The organism is Rhodococcus gannanensis (assembly GCF_042681175.1).
Classification (GTDB): Bacteria; Actinomycetota; Actinomycetes; order Mycobacteriales; family Mycobacteriaceae; genus Rhodococcus_G; species Rhodococcus_G gannanensis.
Genome location: NZ_JBHUFB010000019.1, coordinates 185,968 through 202,068, shown reverse-complemented (window position 1 = coordinate 202,068; position 16,101 = coordinate 185,968). Strand labels below are relative to the sequence as shown.

At 67.8% G+C, this 16,101-nt stretch carries 17 protein-coding genes; 12 read left to right on the top strand and 5 right to left on the bottom strand.

The window, feature by feature from the left end; all coding sequences use genetic code 11:
* Positions 1-51: 51 nt before the first annotated feature.
* The 5 genes from ACFSJG_RS20315 to ACFSJG_RS20295 are packed head-to-tail and all read right to left on the bottom strand — an operon-like array spanning position 52 to position 3,871.
* Positions 52-468: a nuclear transport factor 2 family protein gene (locus ACFSJG_RS20315; protein WP_378487046.1), complete on the bottom strand. Its 417-nt coding sequence runs from the start codon at positions 466-468 to the stop codon at positions 52-54.
* On the bottom strand, positions 452-1,690 hold the full coding sequence (locus ACFSJG_RS20310) for a metal-dependent hydrolase family protein (RefSeq protein WP_378487045.1): 1,239 nt from the start codon (positions 1,688-1,690) through the stop codon (positions 452-454). The genes ACFSJG_RS20315 and ACFSJG_RS20310 overlap by 17 nt, the downstream gene beginning before the upstream one ends.
* Positions 1,691-1,694: 4 nt before the next feature.
* Entirely contained in the window at positions 1,695-2,033 is a 339-nt protein-coding gene (locus ACFSJG_RS20305) for a hypothetical protein (protein ID WP_378487044.1), read from the bottom strand.
* Entirely contained in the window at positions 2,026-3,336 is a 1,311-nt protein-coding gene (locus ACFSJG_RS20300) for an aromatic ring-hydroxylating oxygenase subunit alpha (RefSeq protein ID WP_378487043.1), read from the bottom strand. The genes ACFSJG_RS20305 and ACFSJG_RS20300 overlap by 8 nt, the downstream gene beginning before the upstream one ends.
* Before the next feature lie 4 nt (positions 3,337-3,340).
* A complete protein-coding gene (locus ACFSJG_RS20295) occupies positions 3,341-3,871 on the bottom strand; it encodes a carboxymuconolactone decarboxylase family protein (protein WP_378487042.1) in 531 nt (176 codons plus the stop codon).
* A gap of 377 nt (positions 3,872-4,248) precedes the next feature.
* Between ACFSJG_RS20295 and ACFSJG_RS20290 the strand changes: the two genes are divergently transcribed.
* From ACFSJG_RS20290 to ACFSJG_RS20235, 12 genes are read left to right on the top strand one after another with little or no spacing between them, the layout of a single operon-like run.
* Positions 4,249-5,589 carry an ABC transporter substrate-binding protein gene (locus tag ACFSJG_RS20290; protein WP_378487202.1) on the top strand — a complete coding sequence of 447 codons (1,341 nt, stop codon included), beginning with the start codon at positions 4,249-4,251 and terminating at the stop codon, positions 5,587-5,589.
* 7 nt (positions 5,590-5,596) lie between these two features.
* Positions 5,597-7,717: a branched-chain amino acid ABC transporter permease gene (locus tag ACFSJG_RS20285; RefSeq protein ID WP_378487041.1), complete on the top strand. Its 2,121-nt coding sequence runs from the start codon at positions 5,597-5,599 to the stop codon at positions 7,715-7,717.
* Positions 7,695-8,408 carry an ABC transporter ATP-binding protein gene (locus tag ACFSJG_RS20280; RefSeq protein WP_378487040.1) on the top strand — a complete coding sequence of 238 codons (714 nt, stop codon included), beginning with the start codon at positions 7,695-7,697 and terminating at the stop codon, positions 8,406-8,408. The genes ACFSJG_RS20285 and ACFSJG_RS20280 overlap by 23 nt, the downstream gene beginning before the upstream one ends.
* The gene (locus tag ACFSJG_RS20275) at positions 8,405-9,112 is read left to right on the top strand and encodes an ABC transporter ATP-binding protein (protein WP_378487039.1); all 708 of its coding nucleotides are present in this window, start codon (positions 8,405-8,407) and stop codon (positions 9,110-9,112) included. The genes ACFSJG_RS20280 and ACFSJG_RS20275 overlap by 4 nt, the downstream gene beginning before the upstream one ends.
* Positions 9,109-9,456: a hypothetical protein gene (locus ACFSJG_RS20270; protein ID WP_378487038.1), complete on the top strand. Its 348-nt coding sequence runs from the start codon at positions 9,109-9,111 to the stop codon at positions 9,454-9,456. Before ACFSJG_RS20275 ends, ACFSJG_RS20270 begins: the two co-directional genes overlap by 4 nt.
* A gap of 2 nt (positions 9,457-9,458) precedes the next feature.
* Positions 9,459-9,767 carry a hypothetical protein gene (locus ACFSJG_RS20265; RefSeq protein ID WP_378487037.1) on the top strand — a complete coding sequence of 103 codons (309 nt, stop codon included), beginning with the start codon at positions 9,459-9,461 and terminating at the stop codon, positions 9,765-9,767.
* A 22-nt stretch (positions 9,768-9,789) separates the two neighbouring features.
* Positions 9,790-10,956: an acyl-CoA dehydrogenase family protein gene (locus ACFSJG_RS20260; protein ID WP_378487201.1), complete on the top strand. Its 1,167-nt coding sequence runs from the start codon at positions 9,790-9,792 to the stop codon at positions 10,954-10,956.
* Positions 10,956-11,723 carry an SDR family NAD(P)-dependent oxidoreductase gene (locus ACFSJG_RS20255; protein WP_378487036.1) on the top strand — a complete coding sequence of 256 codons (768 nt, stop codon included), beginning with the start codon at positions 10,956-10,958 and terminating at the stop codon, positions 11,721-11,723. The genes ACFSJG_RS20260 and ACFSJG_RS20255 overlap by 1 nt, the downstream gene beginning before the upstream one ends.
* Positions 11,723-12,946, top strand: coding sequence for a CaiB/BaiF CoA transferase family protein (locus ACFSJG_RS20250; protein ID WP_378487035.1), 1,224 nt, complete (start codon positions 11,723-11,725; stop codon positions 12,944-12,946). The genes ACFSJG_RS20255 and ACFSJG_RS20250 overlap by 1 nt, the downstream gene beginning before the upstream one ends.
* Positions 12,943-13,746 carry an enoyl-CoA hydratase/isomerase family protein gene (locus ACFSJG_RS20245; RefSeq protein WP_378487034.1) on the top strand — a complete coding sequence of 268 codons (804 nt, stop codon included), beginning with the start codon at positions 12,943-12,945 and terminating at the stop codon, positions 13,744-13,746. Before ACFSJG_RS20250 ends, ACFSJG_RS20245 begins: the two co-directional genes overlap by 4 nt.
* Positions 13,739-14,881, top strand: a complete 1,143-nt coding sequence (locus tag ACFSJG_RS20240) for a thiolase family protein (RefSeq protein WP_378487033.1) — start codon at positions 13,739-13,741, stop codon at positions 14,879-14,881. The genes ACFSJG_RS20245 and ACFSJG_RS20240 overlap by 8 nt, the downstream gene beginning before the upstream one ends.
* Before the next feature lie 11 nt (positions 14,882-14,892).
* On the top strand, positions 14,893-16,041 hold the full coding sequence (locus ACFSJG_RS20235; RefSeq protein ID WP_378487032.1) for an acyl-CoA dehydrogenase family protein: 1,149 nt from the start codon (positions 14,893-14,895) through the stop codon (positions 16,039-16,041).
* Positions 16,042-16,101: the final 60 nt, after the last annotated feature.

Below are 16,101 nucleotides of genomic sequence, written 5' to 3'. Positions count from 1 at the left end.
CCCGGTCGGGCACAAGGGTGCCCGCCCCGGCCGAGTCGGTCCGAACGCCCGTCATACGGTCGGGGCCTCGAACGCGTGCGGGATGCCCGAGTCGTGCACGCCGCTGCGACGGATGAACGTCATGGCCCGGGTGCGCAGTCGCCAGCCGGCGGCCGTGCGCACGTAGGTGTCGTTGTAGTACCCGATGCGCATGTCGTGTGTGGAGTGCTCGACGAAACACAGGGGCTGGGTGCCCGTGGCGGTGTCCCCGTCGAGTTCGACCAGCGATGTGCCGACCATGAACAGCCCTTTCGGAGCCGCAGCCACGAGGTCCGGGAACTGGTCGAGGGTGAAGGCGTCGCCGAATGCGCTGTAGGTGCCGTCGGGAGTGAACACCCCCATCACCTCGTCGACGTCGCCCTTCGTCATGTTCACCGCGTACCGGGCCAGCACTTGGTTGATCTCGACCAGGTCATCGGTTGTCGACATGGATCTTTCCGCCCTTCATGACGAAACGTACGTTCTGGGTGACCGTGATGTCCTGCGTGGGATCGCCCGGGACGCCGACGATGTCGGCCAACAGTCCCTCTGCGATGCGCCCACGGTCCGTGGCGTTGATGAGTTCCGCCGCGGTTACGGTCGCGGCGCGCAGCACGGCGAGTGGCGGCATCCCTCGCTCGACCAGGGCGACGAGTTCGTCCGCGTTCTTGCCGTGCGGGATCGCCGGGGCATCCGTGCCCACCGCGATCTTCACCCCGGCGTCGTACGCGGCCTTCACCGACTTGCGGGCGCGCGGGAACATCATCGCCGCCTTCTCCTGGAGCTCCGGCGGCGCGTGTGAGACGTCCATGGCGTCGGCGAGTCGCGTGGTCGGGACGAGGAAGGTCTCGTTCTTCACCAGCATCGCGATTGCCTCGTCGTCCATGAGGAATCCGTGCTCGATGCAGTCGATCCCGGCCTCGACGGCCTGCTTCACGGCCTCCGCTCCGTGCGTGTGCGATGCGACGCGCAACCCCCTCCGGTGCGCCTCGTCCACGATCGCGCAGAGCTCGTCGAACGAATAGTGCTGTGCGCCAGGCTCCCCGGTGAGGGACATGACGCCACCGGAGACGCACACCTTGATCAGCTGCGCGCCGTGCTTGATCTGGTAGCGCACCGCCTTGCGGACCTCGTCGACACCGTTCGCGATGCCCTCCTCGAGGGTCAGCTGCATGATGCCGGGAGCGAAGGCCGCGAACATCGTGGGATCGAGGTGCCCTCCGGTCGGTGTGATCGCGTGGCCGGCGGGCACGATCCGGGGGCCTTCGATCCAGCCCGCGTCGATCGCCTTCATCAGTGCGACGTCGAGCAGGTACCCGCCCGTCTTGACGAACAGGCCCAGGTTGCGGACGGTGGTGAAGCCCGCCCGCAACGTGCGCCGTGCGTTGCCCACTGCGCGCAGCATGCGGAGCGGAGGGTCGTCCTGGACGGGTGACTTCGCGGGATGTTCTCCGCGCCCGCCCATCAGGAGGTTGACCTCCATGTCCATCAGACCCGGAATGAGGATCAGGTCGCCGAGATCGACGACTTCGTCCTCCGATTCGCCGCCCACCCCGGAGGGGCGAGTGTCGCCGAGGCCGACGATGCGATCGCCGTCGACGTGAACGATTCCGGGCCTGACGATCTCGCCCGTGTCGATGTCGAGAACCCCGGCCGCGCGCAGTGTGAGCATCGGATCAGACCACCGGCTCGCGGGTGATCTCCACCCAGGCGGCGCCGCTGTCGAGCACCCGCGGCTGCTTCCACACCTCGATCGGGAACGACACCATCACCACCGACTGCATCAGGTGCATCAGGCGCTTCGCGTCGTCCGGCATGTCGTGCAGCGGGAACCGGGCGTCGAGGTAGACCATCACGTCCTCGAGGCGCTCCATGCCGACGTCGTAGAGGTCCTGCATCTCGTCCATGGAGGAAGCGAGGCGCTTCGCGTAGCGCTCCGGCTCGGTCGCGAGGATCCAGTCCGCGAACCGCTCCAGGTCCGCGAACTCGGCGGGCAGCAAACTTGTTTCAGACATGTGCGGCGCTCCCGTTCGTATCGGTGTTGCCCTGCTCGGCCTTGTACTTGTTGACGAAGTCGCCTGCGGTCTTGTGCAGGTGCCGCAGCAGGATCTCCTGGTCGCAGAGCGGGAAATCGGTGACCGCCCGGGTACCGATCTGGGTCTGCGTGGCCTCCAGGGTGTTCGCGTCCTGCAGTGCGTACTCCTTGAACGTGACCGCGGCGAGTTCCTGGGACAGCCGCTGACGGGTGTTCTTCGGGGGCACGAAGTACAGGTTGGCCTCGAAGATGTGCGAGTCGACACCGGTCGGCCAGTAGTTGTACGTGAGGTACCAGCCCGGAACCCACAGCAGCAGGGTGAAGTTCGGGAAGAACTCGAACGAGTCCTGACCCCAGGTGGGCTGCCGGGCCGGGTTGACGGCCGGCGGCAGCTCGTCCGGAAGGATGCCCTTGATGTCCGGTCGGTCCCACGGTCCGAACAGTCCGCTGTGCAGGATCCGTTCGATCGGCTTGACCATGTTCAGGTCCTTCGGCGGCGACATCCCGCCCCAGGACGAGATCATCGAATGGATGCCCTTGATGTCGTAGTGAAGGGCCTCGAACCCGACCTTGGCCAGCTTCTCGGCCTCCTCCTTGGTCGCCTGCTTCATGTGCAGGATCGGCGCGTGGTAGAACTCGATGAACGCGTCGATGAAGAGCTTCCAGTTCGCCTTGATCTCCGAGCGATAGCTGTAGACCTCCGTCATCTCGTGGAACGGGTAGCCCTCGAGCCCCTTGCCGAAATCACCCATGTAGTCGACCAGCGGTCCGGCGTTGTCGTCGAAGTTGACGAAGATGAAGCCCTCCCACACCTCGCAGCGAATGGACCGCAGCGGGTAGTCCTGCTTGTCGAGGTCGAAGAACTCGTCCTCCTGCTGCACGAACGTCAGGTCGCCCTTCAGGTCGTACCGCCAGGCGTGGTACTTGCAGGTGAACTGGCGGCAGCTACCCGAGACCTCTTCTCCGGGATAGTCGTTCCAGACCAGCTTGTTGCCGCGGTGTCGGCAGATGTTGTAGAAGGCGCGGACGGTGCCGTCCTTGTCCTTCACGATGATGATCGAGGTGCCCGTCCCGACGGAGGGCATCTCGCGGGTGAAGTAGCTGCCGGTCTTCGGGAGCCGCTCGACACGGCCGACGTGCAGCCACGTCTTGCGGAAGATGGCCTGCTGCTCGAGCTTCCACTGCTCGGGATCGATCGAGTCGGTGTAGTCGACCGGTTCGGTGCCGAGTTCGGGCCAGTTCTCGGTCCAGCTGCCTACGGCTGGCTTTGCGAAGTGGGGCAAGGGTCTACCTTTCGTGCTCGGGCTCGATGCCGAATGAGTTGAAGGCGAGGGCCATCATCGAGTAGCAGCCGGCGGTGAAGACGAAATCCATCAGCTGCTTCTCGTCGAGGTGCTCGCCGAGTGCCGCCCAGGTCCGATCGGAAAGCCTGGAGTTGTCGAACAGTTCGTCGACGGCGCCGAGAACCACCTGCTCGAAAGCGACGTCCGACTTGCCGAGGCGGGCCGCTTCGATCTCGGCGTCGGTGAGGCCGGCCATCCGAGCGAGGTCGGTGTGGTGCGCCGACTCGTACGCGCAGTCCTGCCGGTGCGCCACCCGCAGGATGACGAGTTCGCGCAGCCGGTCGGAGAGGGTGCTCCGGAAGAGCAGATGGACGCTGAAGCCGAGGAATGCCCGGGTCAGGTCCGGGTGACGTACCAGGGTGGCCAGTGCGATGCCTGCCCCCTCGGGATTCTGTCTGTCCCGGGGAAGCATGCCCATCAGTGCCTTGCGGACGTCGTCGTCCCACTCGTCGGCGGGGAGCGGTGCCAGTCCCATGCCTCACCTCCTTTCACTGTGAGAATAGCATTCTCATTTCTGCACAGTACATTTTCACGCGGATCTGTTCCAGTCAACGGTGGCCGGCCGAGGATCGGCTGCCTGTCCGCGTCGATCGAGTCGAGGGATCGACGAGGCGCAGGTCCGACGGCTGCCACGCCTGCCGCGACTGACGCGGCGAGGCAATTACCCGTTTTCGTTGATTCTCCAATCAGGAGAGGCTAGTTTCCATCTACGAGAGCAGCGCATCCGGTGGTGGTGGCATCACGACGCGGATCGCAGGTTCGGTGGACGGCCCCCGATCACACCGCCCGGAGACGGGCCCAGCGGAGGAGAACCAGGTGAAACCACAGAAGGCAGTCATCGCCCTCGCGGCGATGGCATTGCTGGTAGCAGGGTGTAGTGGACGAGAGAGTGGCTCGGGTTCCGAGGAGGGGGCCGGCGACGGCGGCACGTCCGTCGCGTCCGGGGACTTCGGCGACCTCAGTGACGTCTGCGGACCGGGCGACGCGTCCACCGCGTCCGCGACCGGAGTGACCGCGGACGAGATCAATGTCGGCGTGTTCAGTGACATGGGATTCACCAAGAACTCGGAGTTCGCGGACGCCGCGAAGGTGTTCACGTCCTGGTGCAACGAGGCCGGAGGAATCAACGGGCGCACCATCGCCTACACGGTGCGTGACTCGAAGCTGATGGAGGTCCGTCAGCGGATGATCGAGGCGTGCCGCGACGACTTCGCGCTCGTCGGCGGTGGATCGGCGCTCGACGGACTCGGGGTCAAGGAACGGCTGAACTGCCTGCTCCCCAGCTTCCCCGCTCAGATCGCCCAGATCCAGTCCGCGGGAGCGGATCTCGAGATCAGTGCGGCACCGACGCAGGTCAACGGCTACGACCCGTACTACGGCTACCGCAAGTGGTTGATGACCGAGGGATTCCCCGGCTCGGGTGCCGCGGTCGGCATCATCAACGGCGACTCGCCCGTGACGTCGATCCTCGGCGCCCAGGCGATCGAGGCGACCGAGGCCGCCGGTGGCACGTTCGTCTACAACGACCTGTACCCGGCCTCGGGCGTCGCCGACTGGACTCCCTACGCGCAGACGATCAAGTCGAAGGGTGTCAAGGGCCTGATCTTCTACGGCGACTTCAAGCAGTTGGCGAAGCTCGAGGACGTCCTCACCGGCATGGACTACAAGCTGGACTGGATCGACGCCAACAGCAACGCCTACAACCAGTCGTTCCTCGAATTGGCGGGCAACTCGCTGGACGCCCAGAACAACTTCGCGGACCTCGGCGGCGTGGCGCCGCTCGAGAGCGACAACCCGGCGACGCAGCAGGTGATCGAGATGTTCGACAAGTACGCGCCCGACGCGCAGATCACCCTGCCCGGACTGCGCGCGATGTCCTCGTGGTTGCTGTTCGCCAAGTCGGCCGGCGCCTGCGGCGACGACCTCACCCGCGCGTGCCTCCTGGCGAACGCGGCGAAGGAGACGGCGTGGACCGGCGGCGGCCTGCAGGCTCCGGTGGACCTGTCCAACCCGACCGTTCCCCAGCCCTGCTTCAACGTCGAGGAGGCGACCCCCGACGGGTGGACCGCCGCGGACTTCCAGCCCGACAACGGTCTGTACCGCTGCGACGTCCAGCCCTACAAGTACACGAAGGACTACGGCCGCCCGCTGACTCTCGCCGACGTCGGCAAGAGCATGAACGACGTTCAGTAGGCCCGAGATGGAGCAGTTCATCGCCTTCGGGATCGTCGGCCTGAGTGCGGCCGCGATCTACGCGATCATCGGCAGCGGACTCGTGGTCACCTACACGACCACCGGCGTGTTCAACTTCGCGCACGGCGCCACCGGCATGATGGCCGCGTTCACGTACTGGCAGTTGAGCATCGGATGGGGGTGGCCGGCGCCCTTGGCGCTGGCCACCGTCCTGCTCGTCCTCGCACCCGCGTTCGCCCTGCTCGTCGAGCGGGCCATGCGGCCGGTACAGGCACTGGGCGAGGCCGAACGCATGGTGATGACGATCGCGTTGCTCAGCGCGCTCATTGCGCTCGCCCGCTGGATCTGGGACCCCAACAAGGCCCGGTCGTTGCCGAAGTTCTTCGCGTCGTCGACGCCGATCCGCATCGGTGAGGTGACGATCACCTGGCATCAGGTGCTCACCATGGTCGTCGCCGTGGCGGTCGCGATCGGTCTGCGAATACTGTTGACCCGCAGCAGGACCGGCACGGAGATGCGTGCCACCGTCGATGACCGCGGGCTCGTCGGTCTCACCGGCGCCGACCCGGTCCGGGCCAATCGGGTGGCGTGGATCCTCGGAACCGAGCTGGCTGCCGTCGGCGGCATCCTCATCGCGCCGACCATCGCGCTCGACGCCACCCAGCTCTCGCTGCTGATCGTGAGTGCGTACGCCGCGGCGATCTTCGGCCGGCTGCGAAGCCTGCCGATGACGTTCGTCGGCGCCGTCGTCGTCGGCTGTCTCGAGTCGTACCTGACCGGCTACCTGCCGCAGAACGCGTACCTGCCGGGCCTTCGGATCGCGGCGCCGGCGATCCTGCTGCTGCTCGCGCTGCTGCTCTTCCCGCACGGGCAACTTCGTGGCCGGGACCGGCAGCTGAGCCGGGTCCCGTTGCCCACCATGCGCGGAACCGTGGCCTTCGGTGGCGTGGTCGTCGCGTTCGGCGTCGTTCTTGCGACCGTGGTGAGCGAGGCCGATCTGGTCACCTACGGTCAGATCTTCGCCATCGGTGTGATCGGGCTGTCCTTCGCGCCTCTCGCGGGCTATGCGGGACAGATCTCCCTGTGTCAGTTGAGCATGGCGGGCATCGGCGCGATCGTGTGTGCTCGCTTCGGTGCCGACGGGCAGTGGTGGGCGCTGCTGGTGACCATCCTGATCACGGCGGTGGTGGGTGCGGTGATCGCGTTGCCCGCGCTACGGCTGTCAGGGATCTACCTGGCACTGGGCACCGCGGCGTTCGCGGTGATCATGGACCGCTGGATCTTCACCCTTCCGTCGTTCACCGTGTTCGGCACCGAGGTCACGATCTTCGATCAGGGTTCGGTGGAGTTGGTGGGCCCCAGTCTGTTCGGGTTCGAGGTGGACACCCCGGCGAAGACGACGGTGTTCGCCGCGATCTGCCTTGCACTGGCGTCGCTGGCCGTGGCCGGGCTCCGGCGGGGCATCCTCGGTCGTCGACTCATCGCCCTGCGGGACAGCGAAGCGGCGTATGCGACGCTCGGTGGCAGCCTGCTGCTGAGCAAGGTCGTGGTCTTCGCGATCTCGGCGGGCATCGCCGGACTGGGCGGTGCCTTGTACGGAATGCAGCTGCAGTCGGTGACGGCCGACCAGTTCAACTTCGTGATGGGACTGTCGATCTTCCTGATCGCCGTGCTCGGCGGACTCGGGGCGGTCGGCAACGGCCTCTGGACGGGAACGATGCTGGCGGGCCCGTTCAACGCGATCGTCGCGATCTGGCCGCTGACCCAGAACTTCATGCACGTCGTTCCGGGTCTGGCGGGTGTGGCGTTCGGTGCTCCCGCAGTCCAGCACGGCGCGATCTCGCTGCTCCGCAAGAGCTGGGAGGACACCCTGCGGGACCAGCTGGTCATGTCGGTGCTGGCGGGCTGGGCGGTGGTGATGTGGCTCGGCCGTCTCGCCGACCTGTTCAACGGCTACGTGTTCTTCGGCGGTCTCGTCGTCGGAGCGCTGGCCGCGCTGTGGTGGGGCACAGCGCGGCACCGCCCGTCACGGGAGCCGGAGGTGCCGGTGGAGTGGTGGGGCCTGGAACGGCCGTGGAGGCCGGAGGACGAGGAGGTGCTCGATCGTGCCATCGCTACTCGAGGTTGACGACATCGCCGTGGTGTTCGGCGGCAACCGTGCACTCGACGGTGTCACCCTGACCGCGGAGGCGGGACGGGTCACGGGCCTGATCGGTCCGAACGGGGCGGGCAAGAGCACGCTCTTCGACGTCGTGTCCGGTCTCCGGCGCCCCGTCACCGGGAAGGTCGTGCTCGGCGGCCGGGACGTCACGCGCGCCGGCCCGGCCCGGCGGGCGCGGCACGGACTGGCCCGAACGTTCCAACGCCTGGAGCTGTTCGGTCGGCTCTCCGTCCGCGACAACCTGCTCGTGGCAGCGGAACTCGGCCCCGACCGGCGTCACGCCCACCGTGTGGTCGCCGAGATCGTCGAGCGTCTGGGACTGGAGGCGGTGGCCGACGTGTCCGCGGACTCGGTCTCCACCGGCACCGCGCGCCTCGTCGAGGTGGCCAGGGCGCTCGCGGTGCGACCGACGTTGCTGTTGCTGGACGAGCCCGCCGCCGGGCAGGACGCGGCCGAGACCGAGCGATTCGCCGCACTGCTGCGGTCCCTCGCCGACGACGGGACCGCGGTGCTGCTCGTCGAACACGACATGGAGTTGGTGATGAACGTCTGCGACACCGTGCACGTCCTGGACCTGGGGCGCGTCATCTCCGTCGGCACCCCCGCCGAGGTGCGGCGCGACGAGGCCGTGCTCGCGGCCTACCTGGGGCAGTCGTGAACGCGATCCTCGAACTCCGGGGAGTTCGCGCCGCCTACGACGACATCACCGTCCTGCACGGAATCGACCTGAGTGTCGCGCCGGGGCAGATCGTCGCCCTCCTCGGCCCGAACGGCGCGGGGAAGACGACGGCCCTCAAGGTCGCCGCGGGCGTCCACCCGGTCGCCTCCGGGCAACTCGTGATCGGGGGCCGTGACGTGACCGGGGCGGCCGCCCGCGACCTCGCCCGACTCGGCATCTGTCTGATCCCCGAAGGACGCGGCGTCTTCCCGAACCTGTCCGTCCGGGACAACCTGCTGATGATGACCTTCACCGGGAAGTCCAGGGACGAGATCGAGGAGGTCGCCTACTCGCGCTTCCCGATCCTCGGCAAGCGGGCTGCGCAGACTGCCGGGACGCTGTCCGGTGGCGAGCAGCAGATGCTCGCCCTGTGCCGCGGTCTCGCAACGGATCCCGCGGTGCTGATGCTGGACGAGCTGTCGATGGGCCTGGCACCCCTGGTCGTCGACCAGCTCTACGAGCAGGTCGCCGAGATCGCTCGACAGGGGGTCGCCGTTCTGGTGGTCGAGCAGTTCGCGGCCACGGTCCTCGACATCTCCGAACACGCAGCGGTACTCGTTCGCGGCAGGGTGCAGCACCAGGGCGCCCCGGACGAGGAGTTCCGCACCGAACTCGCCGGCCTCTACCTAGGGAGCAACGCATGACATCGACACAGCCACGAGCGGACCGGTTCTCACGGGAACTGGCCGAACTGAAGATCCCCGACCCGGCAGCGGGCCGGTCGGCCCTCTGGCTGCGGGTCGGGGCGGCCGGGATGATCCTCGGTCCGGTCCTCGGCGTGATCGCCTACCTCATGTCCCACAACACGTCCGACCCGCTGGTGCAGCGGGACGCGATCGTGATCGGACTTATCGGAATCTCCGTCGCGATCGTCGGTGCGGCGCTGTACCTGCGCCATTCGATCACCGGCTTCCTGCGGTTCTGGATGGCCCGACAGTCGTACGAGCTGAGCCTGCGGGCCGGCGCAGACACCAACGGAGAGGACTGACCATGGCCACCACGTTCCGAACCGGCGACCAGCTCGCCAGCACCGTGTGCACGACCCGGGTGATCGTCGTGCGTGCCCCGTCCGACGGCATCGCGGACCTCTCGTGCGGCGGCAGCCCGATGGTCGCCGCCGCCGGCGGCCGTCCTGCCGGGGCACCGGCAGCGGGTGCGGTGACGCTGCTGGGCAAGCGGTACGTCGATGCGAACGAGACGGTCGAGGTGCTGTGCACGGCGGCGGGCACGGGCGAACTGACGCTGGCCGGAGTCGCGTTGGCGGTCAAGGCCGCCAAGGTGCTGCCCGCCTCGGACTGACAAGGACCCTGACGTGAGTGGAATGAGCTTCGCACTGACCGAGGATCAGGAACTGATCCGATCCTCGGTCGCGTCCCTGCTGACCAAGTTCGACGATCACTACTGGATGGAGAAGGATCTCGCCCACGAGTTTCCGACGGAGTTCTACCGGGCACTCGCCGACGGCGGGTGGTTGGGCATCACCACACCGGAGGAGTACGGAGGCCACGGACTCGGCATCACGGAGGCGACCCTCCTGCTCGAGGAGGTGGCCCGATCCGGTGGCGGAATGAACGCCGCCAGCGCGATCCACCTGTCCATCTTCGGCATGCATCCGGTGGTGGTGCACGGGTCGGAGGACCTCAAGCAGCGCACCCTCTCCCGGGTCGCCAGCGGTGAACTGCACGTCTGCTTCGGGGTCACCGAACCAGAGGCGGGACTGGACACCAGCCGCATCCGGACGTTCGCGAAACGCGTCGGCGACCACTATGTCGTCAACGGACGCAAGGTCTGGATCTCCAAGGCGATGGAATCCGACAAGATCCTCCTGCTCACCCGCACCCAGCGGATCGAGGACGTGTCGAAGAAGACCGACGGCATGACACTGTTCCTCACCGACCTGGATCGGGCGCACGTGGACATCCGTCCCATCCGGAAGATGGGCCGAAACGCTGTGTCGTCCAACGAACTCTTCATCGACGACCTCCGGGTGCCAGTGGAGGACCGGGTCGGTGAGGAGGGCAAGGGATTCGAGTATCTCCTCGACGGTCTCAACCCGGAGCGCATGCTCATCGCGGCGGAGGCACTGGGCATCGGGAGGGTCGCACTGGACCGGGCCGTCAAGTACGGCAACGAGCGCGAGGTGTTCGGCCGGCCGATCGGCATGAACCAGGGTTTGCAGTTCCCGCTCGCGGACTCCCTCGCCCACCTCGACGCCGCGGAGCTGATGCTGCGTAAGGCAACGTGGCTCTACGACAACGGAAAGCCTTGTGGACGTGAGGCGAATACCGCCAAGTACCTCTGCGCGGACGCAGGCTTCACCGCCGCGGACCGGGCGTTGCAGACCCACGGCGGCATGGGGTACTCCGAGGAGTACAACGTCGCCCGCTACTTCCGGGAGTCGCGCGTCATGCGCATCGCACCGGTCAGCCAGGAAATGATTCTGAACTACCTGGGCTCGCACGTGCTGGGCCTCCCGAGGAGCTACTGATGGTCGACCGCAACGGATTGTTCGATCTCACCGGGCGTTCCGCCCTGGTGACCGGGGCGGCGGGCGGCATCGGCGCCGCCGTCGCCGATGCCCTCGCCGCCCAGGGTGCGGCCGTGCTCGTCACGGACATCGACGCCGACGCCGCCGCGGTCGTTGCGGAGCGCATCGCCGCGAACGGCGGCAAGGCGGACTCCGTCGGTCTCGACGTCCGTGATCGCGCGGCGGCCGACGCGGCGGTCGCGCGGGCGGCCGGGTTCACCGAGGGCACCCTCCACATCCTGGTGAACAACGCAGGCGCGACCGCACCGGCGATGTTCGCGGACCTGACGGTGGAGGCGTTCCAGTGGATGCTCGACATCCACCTGCTCGGTGCGTTCCAGTGCTCGCAGGCGGCGCTTCCGTTCCTGCCGACGGACGGCACCGGCCGCATCATCAACGTCACCTCGTCCGCCGGTATCACCGGCACCCTCGGCCAGGTCAACTACTCCGGTGCCAAGGCGGGCATCATCGGCCTGACCAAGTCGCTCGCCCGCGAGCTGGCGCGCAAACAGATCCTCGTGAACGCGCTCGCGCCGCTGGCAGCGACGCCGATGACCGAGACGATCCGCACGAACGAGAAGTTCTCCGAGCAGATGCTGGCCCGGATCCCGCTGCGCCGCTGGGCCGAGCCGTCCGAGGTCGCGGGCGCGTTCGTCTTCCTCGCCTCCGACGCCGCCTCCTTCGTCACCGGCCAGGTTCTGCCGGTGGACGGTGGCATGGTGATCTAGTGACCTCCAACTCGACAGGCCCGCTCGACGGGGTGACGGTCGTCGCCCTGGAACAGGCCGTCTCCGCGCCCATGTGCACCCGCACCCTCGCCGACTTCGGGGCCCGGGTGATCAAGGTGGAGAACCCCAAGGGCGGTGACTTCGCCCGCGACTACGACGACGTCGTGAACGGCATGGCCGCGCACTTCGTCTGGGTCAACCGGGGCAAGGAGTCGATCACCCTCGACCTCAAGTCGCAGGACGGGATCGACCTGCTGCACCGGTTGCTCGACCGGGCGGACGTGCTCGTCTCGAACCTCGCACCCGGGGCGACCGCCCGGCTCGGGCTGTCACCGGCGGATCTGGCGCAGCGCCACCCCAACCTGATCGCCCTCGAGATCGACGGTTTCGGGGCGGGCGGGCCGCTGTCCCACAAGCGGGCCTACGACCTGCTCGTCCAGGCGGAGTCGGGAGTGTGCGCGGTGACCGGACGCCCCGACGAGCCCGCCAAGCCGGGGCCGCCGGTCGCGGACGTCACCTCCGGCCTGTACGCGGCACTCTCGATCATGGCGTTGCTGTACAGCCGCAAGGGTGTCGGTGGGCCGGCTCCGGCCGTCACCATCAGCCTGTTCGACACGATGGCCGAGATGATGGGCTACCACCTGAACTACACCCGTCACTCGGGTGTCGATCTGCAGCCGCTGGGGATGAGCTCACCGGCGGTGGCACCGTACGGGTCGTACCCGACCGCGGACGGGCAGACGGTGGTGCTCGGCACCACCAACGACCGGGAGTGGCAGCGGTTCGCCCGCGAGATCCTGCACCGCGACGACCTCGCCGACGACCCGCGGTTCCGCACCAACTCGGACCGTGTGCAGCACCGGGACGTCCTGGACGCGGAGATCGCCGACTGGTGCGCCCGCCACGACCTGGCGTTCATCCAGAAGACGGCGGACGCGGCGGCGATCGGCAACTCCCGGTACAACCTCGCCAGCGAGGTCCTCGAGCATCCGCAGCTCGCCGCCCGGGACCGCTGGCGGGAGATCGACACGCCCAACGGAACCATCCCGGCGTTGTTGCCGCCCCCGGTGATCGAGGGCTTCGACCCACCGATGGGTGCCGTCCCGGGGCTCGGTGAACACACGGACCGGATCCTCGCGGACGCGGGGCTCGGCAGAACGGAGGTCGAGGAGCTGCGTGCGCGCGGCGTCATCGGTCCGGCGCAGGCGGGCGGCGGGGCGTGACCGCGGCGGCCGGACTCGACGTGGAGGACCGGGACGGGGTCCGCACCCTGACCCTGAACCGGCCGCACCGCCGCAACGCGATCAACCCGGAACTGTGGGTGGCGCTGCGAGATTCGTTGCAGGAGGTCCGCGACACCCCGACCGTGCGTGCGGTGATCGTCACCGGTGCCGGCGGCGCGTTCTGCTCGGGCGCCGACCTCGCGGAGATCTCCGACGCACACCCGACCGCGAAGATGCGGTTGCTGACCGACGTCGCACTGCTCCTGCACGAACTGCCGGTGCCGACGATCGCAAAGGTGAACGGGGTCGCGGTCGGCGCGGGCTGGAACCTCGCTCTCGGCTGCGACTTCGTCGTCGCGACACCGGGATCGACGTTCTCCCAGATCTTCTCCCGCCGCGGCCTGTCCCTGGACCTCGGCGGGTCGTGGCTCCTGCCCAAGCTCGTCGGGCTGCAGCAGGCGAAGCGTCTCGCGCTGCTCGCCGAGACCGTCGACGCCGAGCAGGCCCGGAACCTGAATCTGGTGACCTGGGTGGTTCCCGAAGCGGAGATCGACGGGTACGTCGACGATCTCGCCGACCGGTTGGTCGCGGGACCTCCGGTCGCGCTGGCCCAGACCAAGGCGCTGCTCAACGAGGGCGCCGACCGCACCCTGCGCGACGCACTCGCGAACGAAGCGCGGGCACAGGCAGTCAATTTCGGAACCGCCGACGCCCCGGAGGCGTACGCGGCGTTCGCCGAGAAGCGTCACCCCCGGTTCACCGGACGGTGGGCCGTACCGAGAGTGGAGAAGCATGCGTGAAGTCGTGATCGTCGACGCGGTCCGGACCGCCGTCGGCAAGCGCAACGGCGGCCTGTCCGGCGTGCACCCGGTGGACCTGTCGGCCGACGTCCTCGTCGCCCTCGCAGCCCGGACCGGGATCGACCCGACCGTCGTCGACGACGTGGTGTGGGGCTGCGTGTCGCAGATCGGCGACCAGTCGAGCAACGTCGCCCGCTACGCGGTCCTCGCCGCCGGCTGGCCCGAGAGCATCCCCGGCACGACCGTCAACAGGGCCTGCGGGTCGAGTCAGCAGGCCCTCGACTTCGCGGTACAGGCCGTCATGTCGGGACAGCAGGACGTCGTCGTCGCAGGCGGAGTCGAGGTGATGAGCCGGGTCCCGCTCGGCTCGGCGCGCGCCTCCGGTGTGCCCTACGGCCCGAGGGCGCTGGCCCGATACGGCGACGTCGGATTCAACCAGGGCATCGGCGCCGAGCTCATCGCGGACAAGTGGGGGTTCACCCGCGCCCGCGTCGACGAGTTCGCCGCGCTCTCCCACGAGCGCGCCGCCGCCGCACAGGACTCCGGTGCCTTCGAGGGCGAGATCGTCCCGGTGGCGACGGAGAACGGTGTCGTGTCCGCCGACGAGGGCATCCGACGCGGCACCACGGTGGAGAAGCTCGCCGGCCTGAAGCCCGCGTTCCGCGAGGACGGCGTCATCCACGCGGGCAACTCGTCGCAAATCTCGGACGGTGCCGCTGCCCTACTCGTCACCACTCCAGAGCGCGCCCGCGAACTGGGGTTGACGCCGATCGTGCGGTACGTCGCCGGGGCCGTGGTCGGCTCCGATCCGGTCCTGATGCTGACCGGTCCGATTCCCGCGACCGATCGGGTTCTGCGCAAGGCGGGCGTGCACCTGTCCGACGTCGGGGTGTTCGAGGTGAACGAGGCATTCGCGCCGGTGCCGCTGGCGTGGCTCGCCGAGACCGGTGCCGACCCGGAACTGCTCAACCCGCTCGGCGGTGCGATCGCACTCGGTCACCCCCTCGGAGGGTCCGGCGCGGTGCTGATGACACGGATGATCAACCACATGCAGCGCAACGGAATTCACCGTGGCCTGCTCACCATGTGCGAGGGCGGGGGCACCGCCAACGCCACACTCGTCGAACTCGCCTGAGAGGGAGAGCGATGCGCAGAGAAGTCTTCGGCGAAGACCACGAGGCGTTCCGGAAGCTGGCGCGTGACTTCATCGAGAAGCACGTCGTCCCCGACTATCCCGAATGGGAGAAGGCCGGCCGGATGCCCCGGGATATCTTCCGCCGGCTCGGATCGCTCGGGATGCTCGGCATGGCGATCCCGGAAGAGTACGGGGGAGCGGGAATCCCCGACTTCCGATACAACGTCGTGCTGCAGGAGGAGGCGGCCCGCGCACTGGTCACATTGAGCACGGTGCGAACCCAACTCGACGTGATCCTGCCGTACTTCCTGGAGTACACGAACGAGGAGCAGCGCTCGCGGTGGTTCCCGGGGATGGCCGCCGGCGAACTGCTGACCGCCATCGCGATGACGGAACCGGGGACCGGTTCGGACCTCGCCGGAATCCGGACCACCGCGCGGCGGGAGGGCGACGAGTACGTCGTCAACGGCGCGAAGACGTTCATCACCGGAGGCATCCTCGCCGACCTCGTGATCGTCGTGGCGCGGACCTCGACCGACCCGGACAACCGCCGTGCGGGTCTCACCCTGCTCGTCGTCGAGGACGGCATGCCCGGCTTCGTGCGGGGTCGGCAGCTCGACAAGATGGGCTGCAAGGTGCAGGACACCGCGGAACTGTCGTTCCAGGACGTCCGGGTGCCGGTCGCCAACAGGCTCGGTGAGGAGGGCGAGGCGTTCCGGTATCTCGGGCGCAACCTTCCGCAGGAGCGGATGACCGTCGCGGTCGGATCGGTCGCGCAGGCTCGTGCCGCGGTCGCGACGACCGTCGACTACGTCAAGGAGCGCAAGGCGTTCGGGACTCCGGTGGCGTCCTTCCAGAACACGAAGTTCGAGCTGGCGGCGATGTCCGCGGAGATCGAGGCCGCTCAGGCGATGCTGGATCGCGGCGTGCTCGATCTGGTCGACGGTGAGCTGTCCGGCGCCGACGCCGCCCGCGTCAAACTGTTCTGCACCGAGGTCCAGGCCAGGGTGGTGGACCGGTGTCTGCAGCTATTCGGTGGCTACGGCTACATGACCGAGTACCCGATCGCCCGGCTGTACACGGATGCCCGAGTGGCGCGCATCTACGCGGGAACGAGTGAGGTCATGAAGGTGATCATCGCCAAGTCCATGAACCTTTGACAAAGTGTGATTCAAGACGTTTTTAGACAGATTTATGACTCTTGTCACAATCGCAGATCC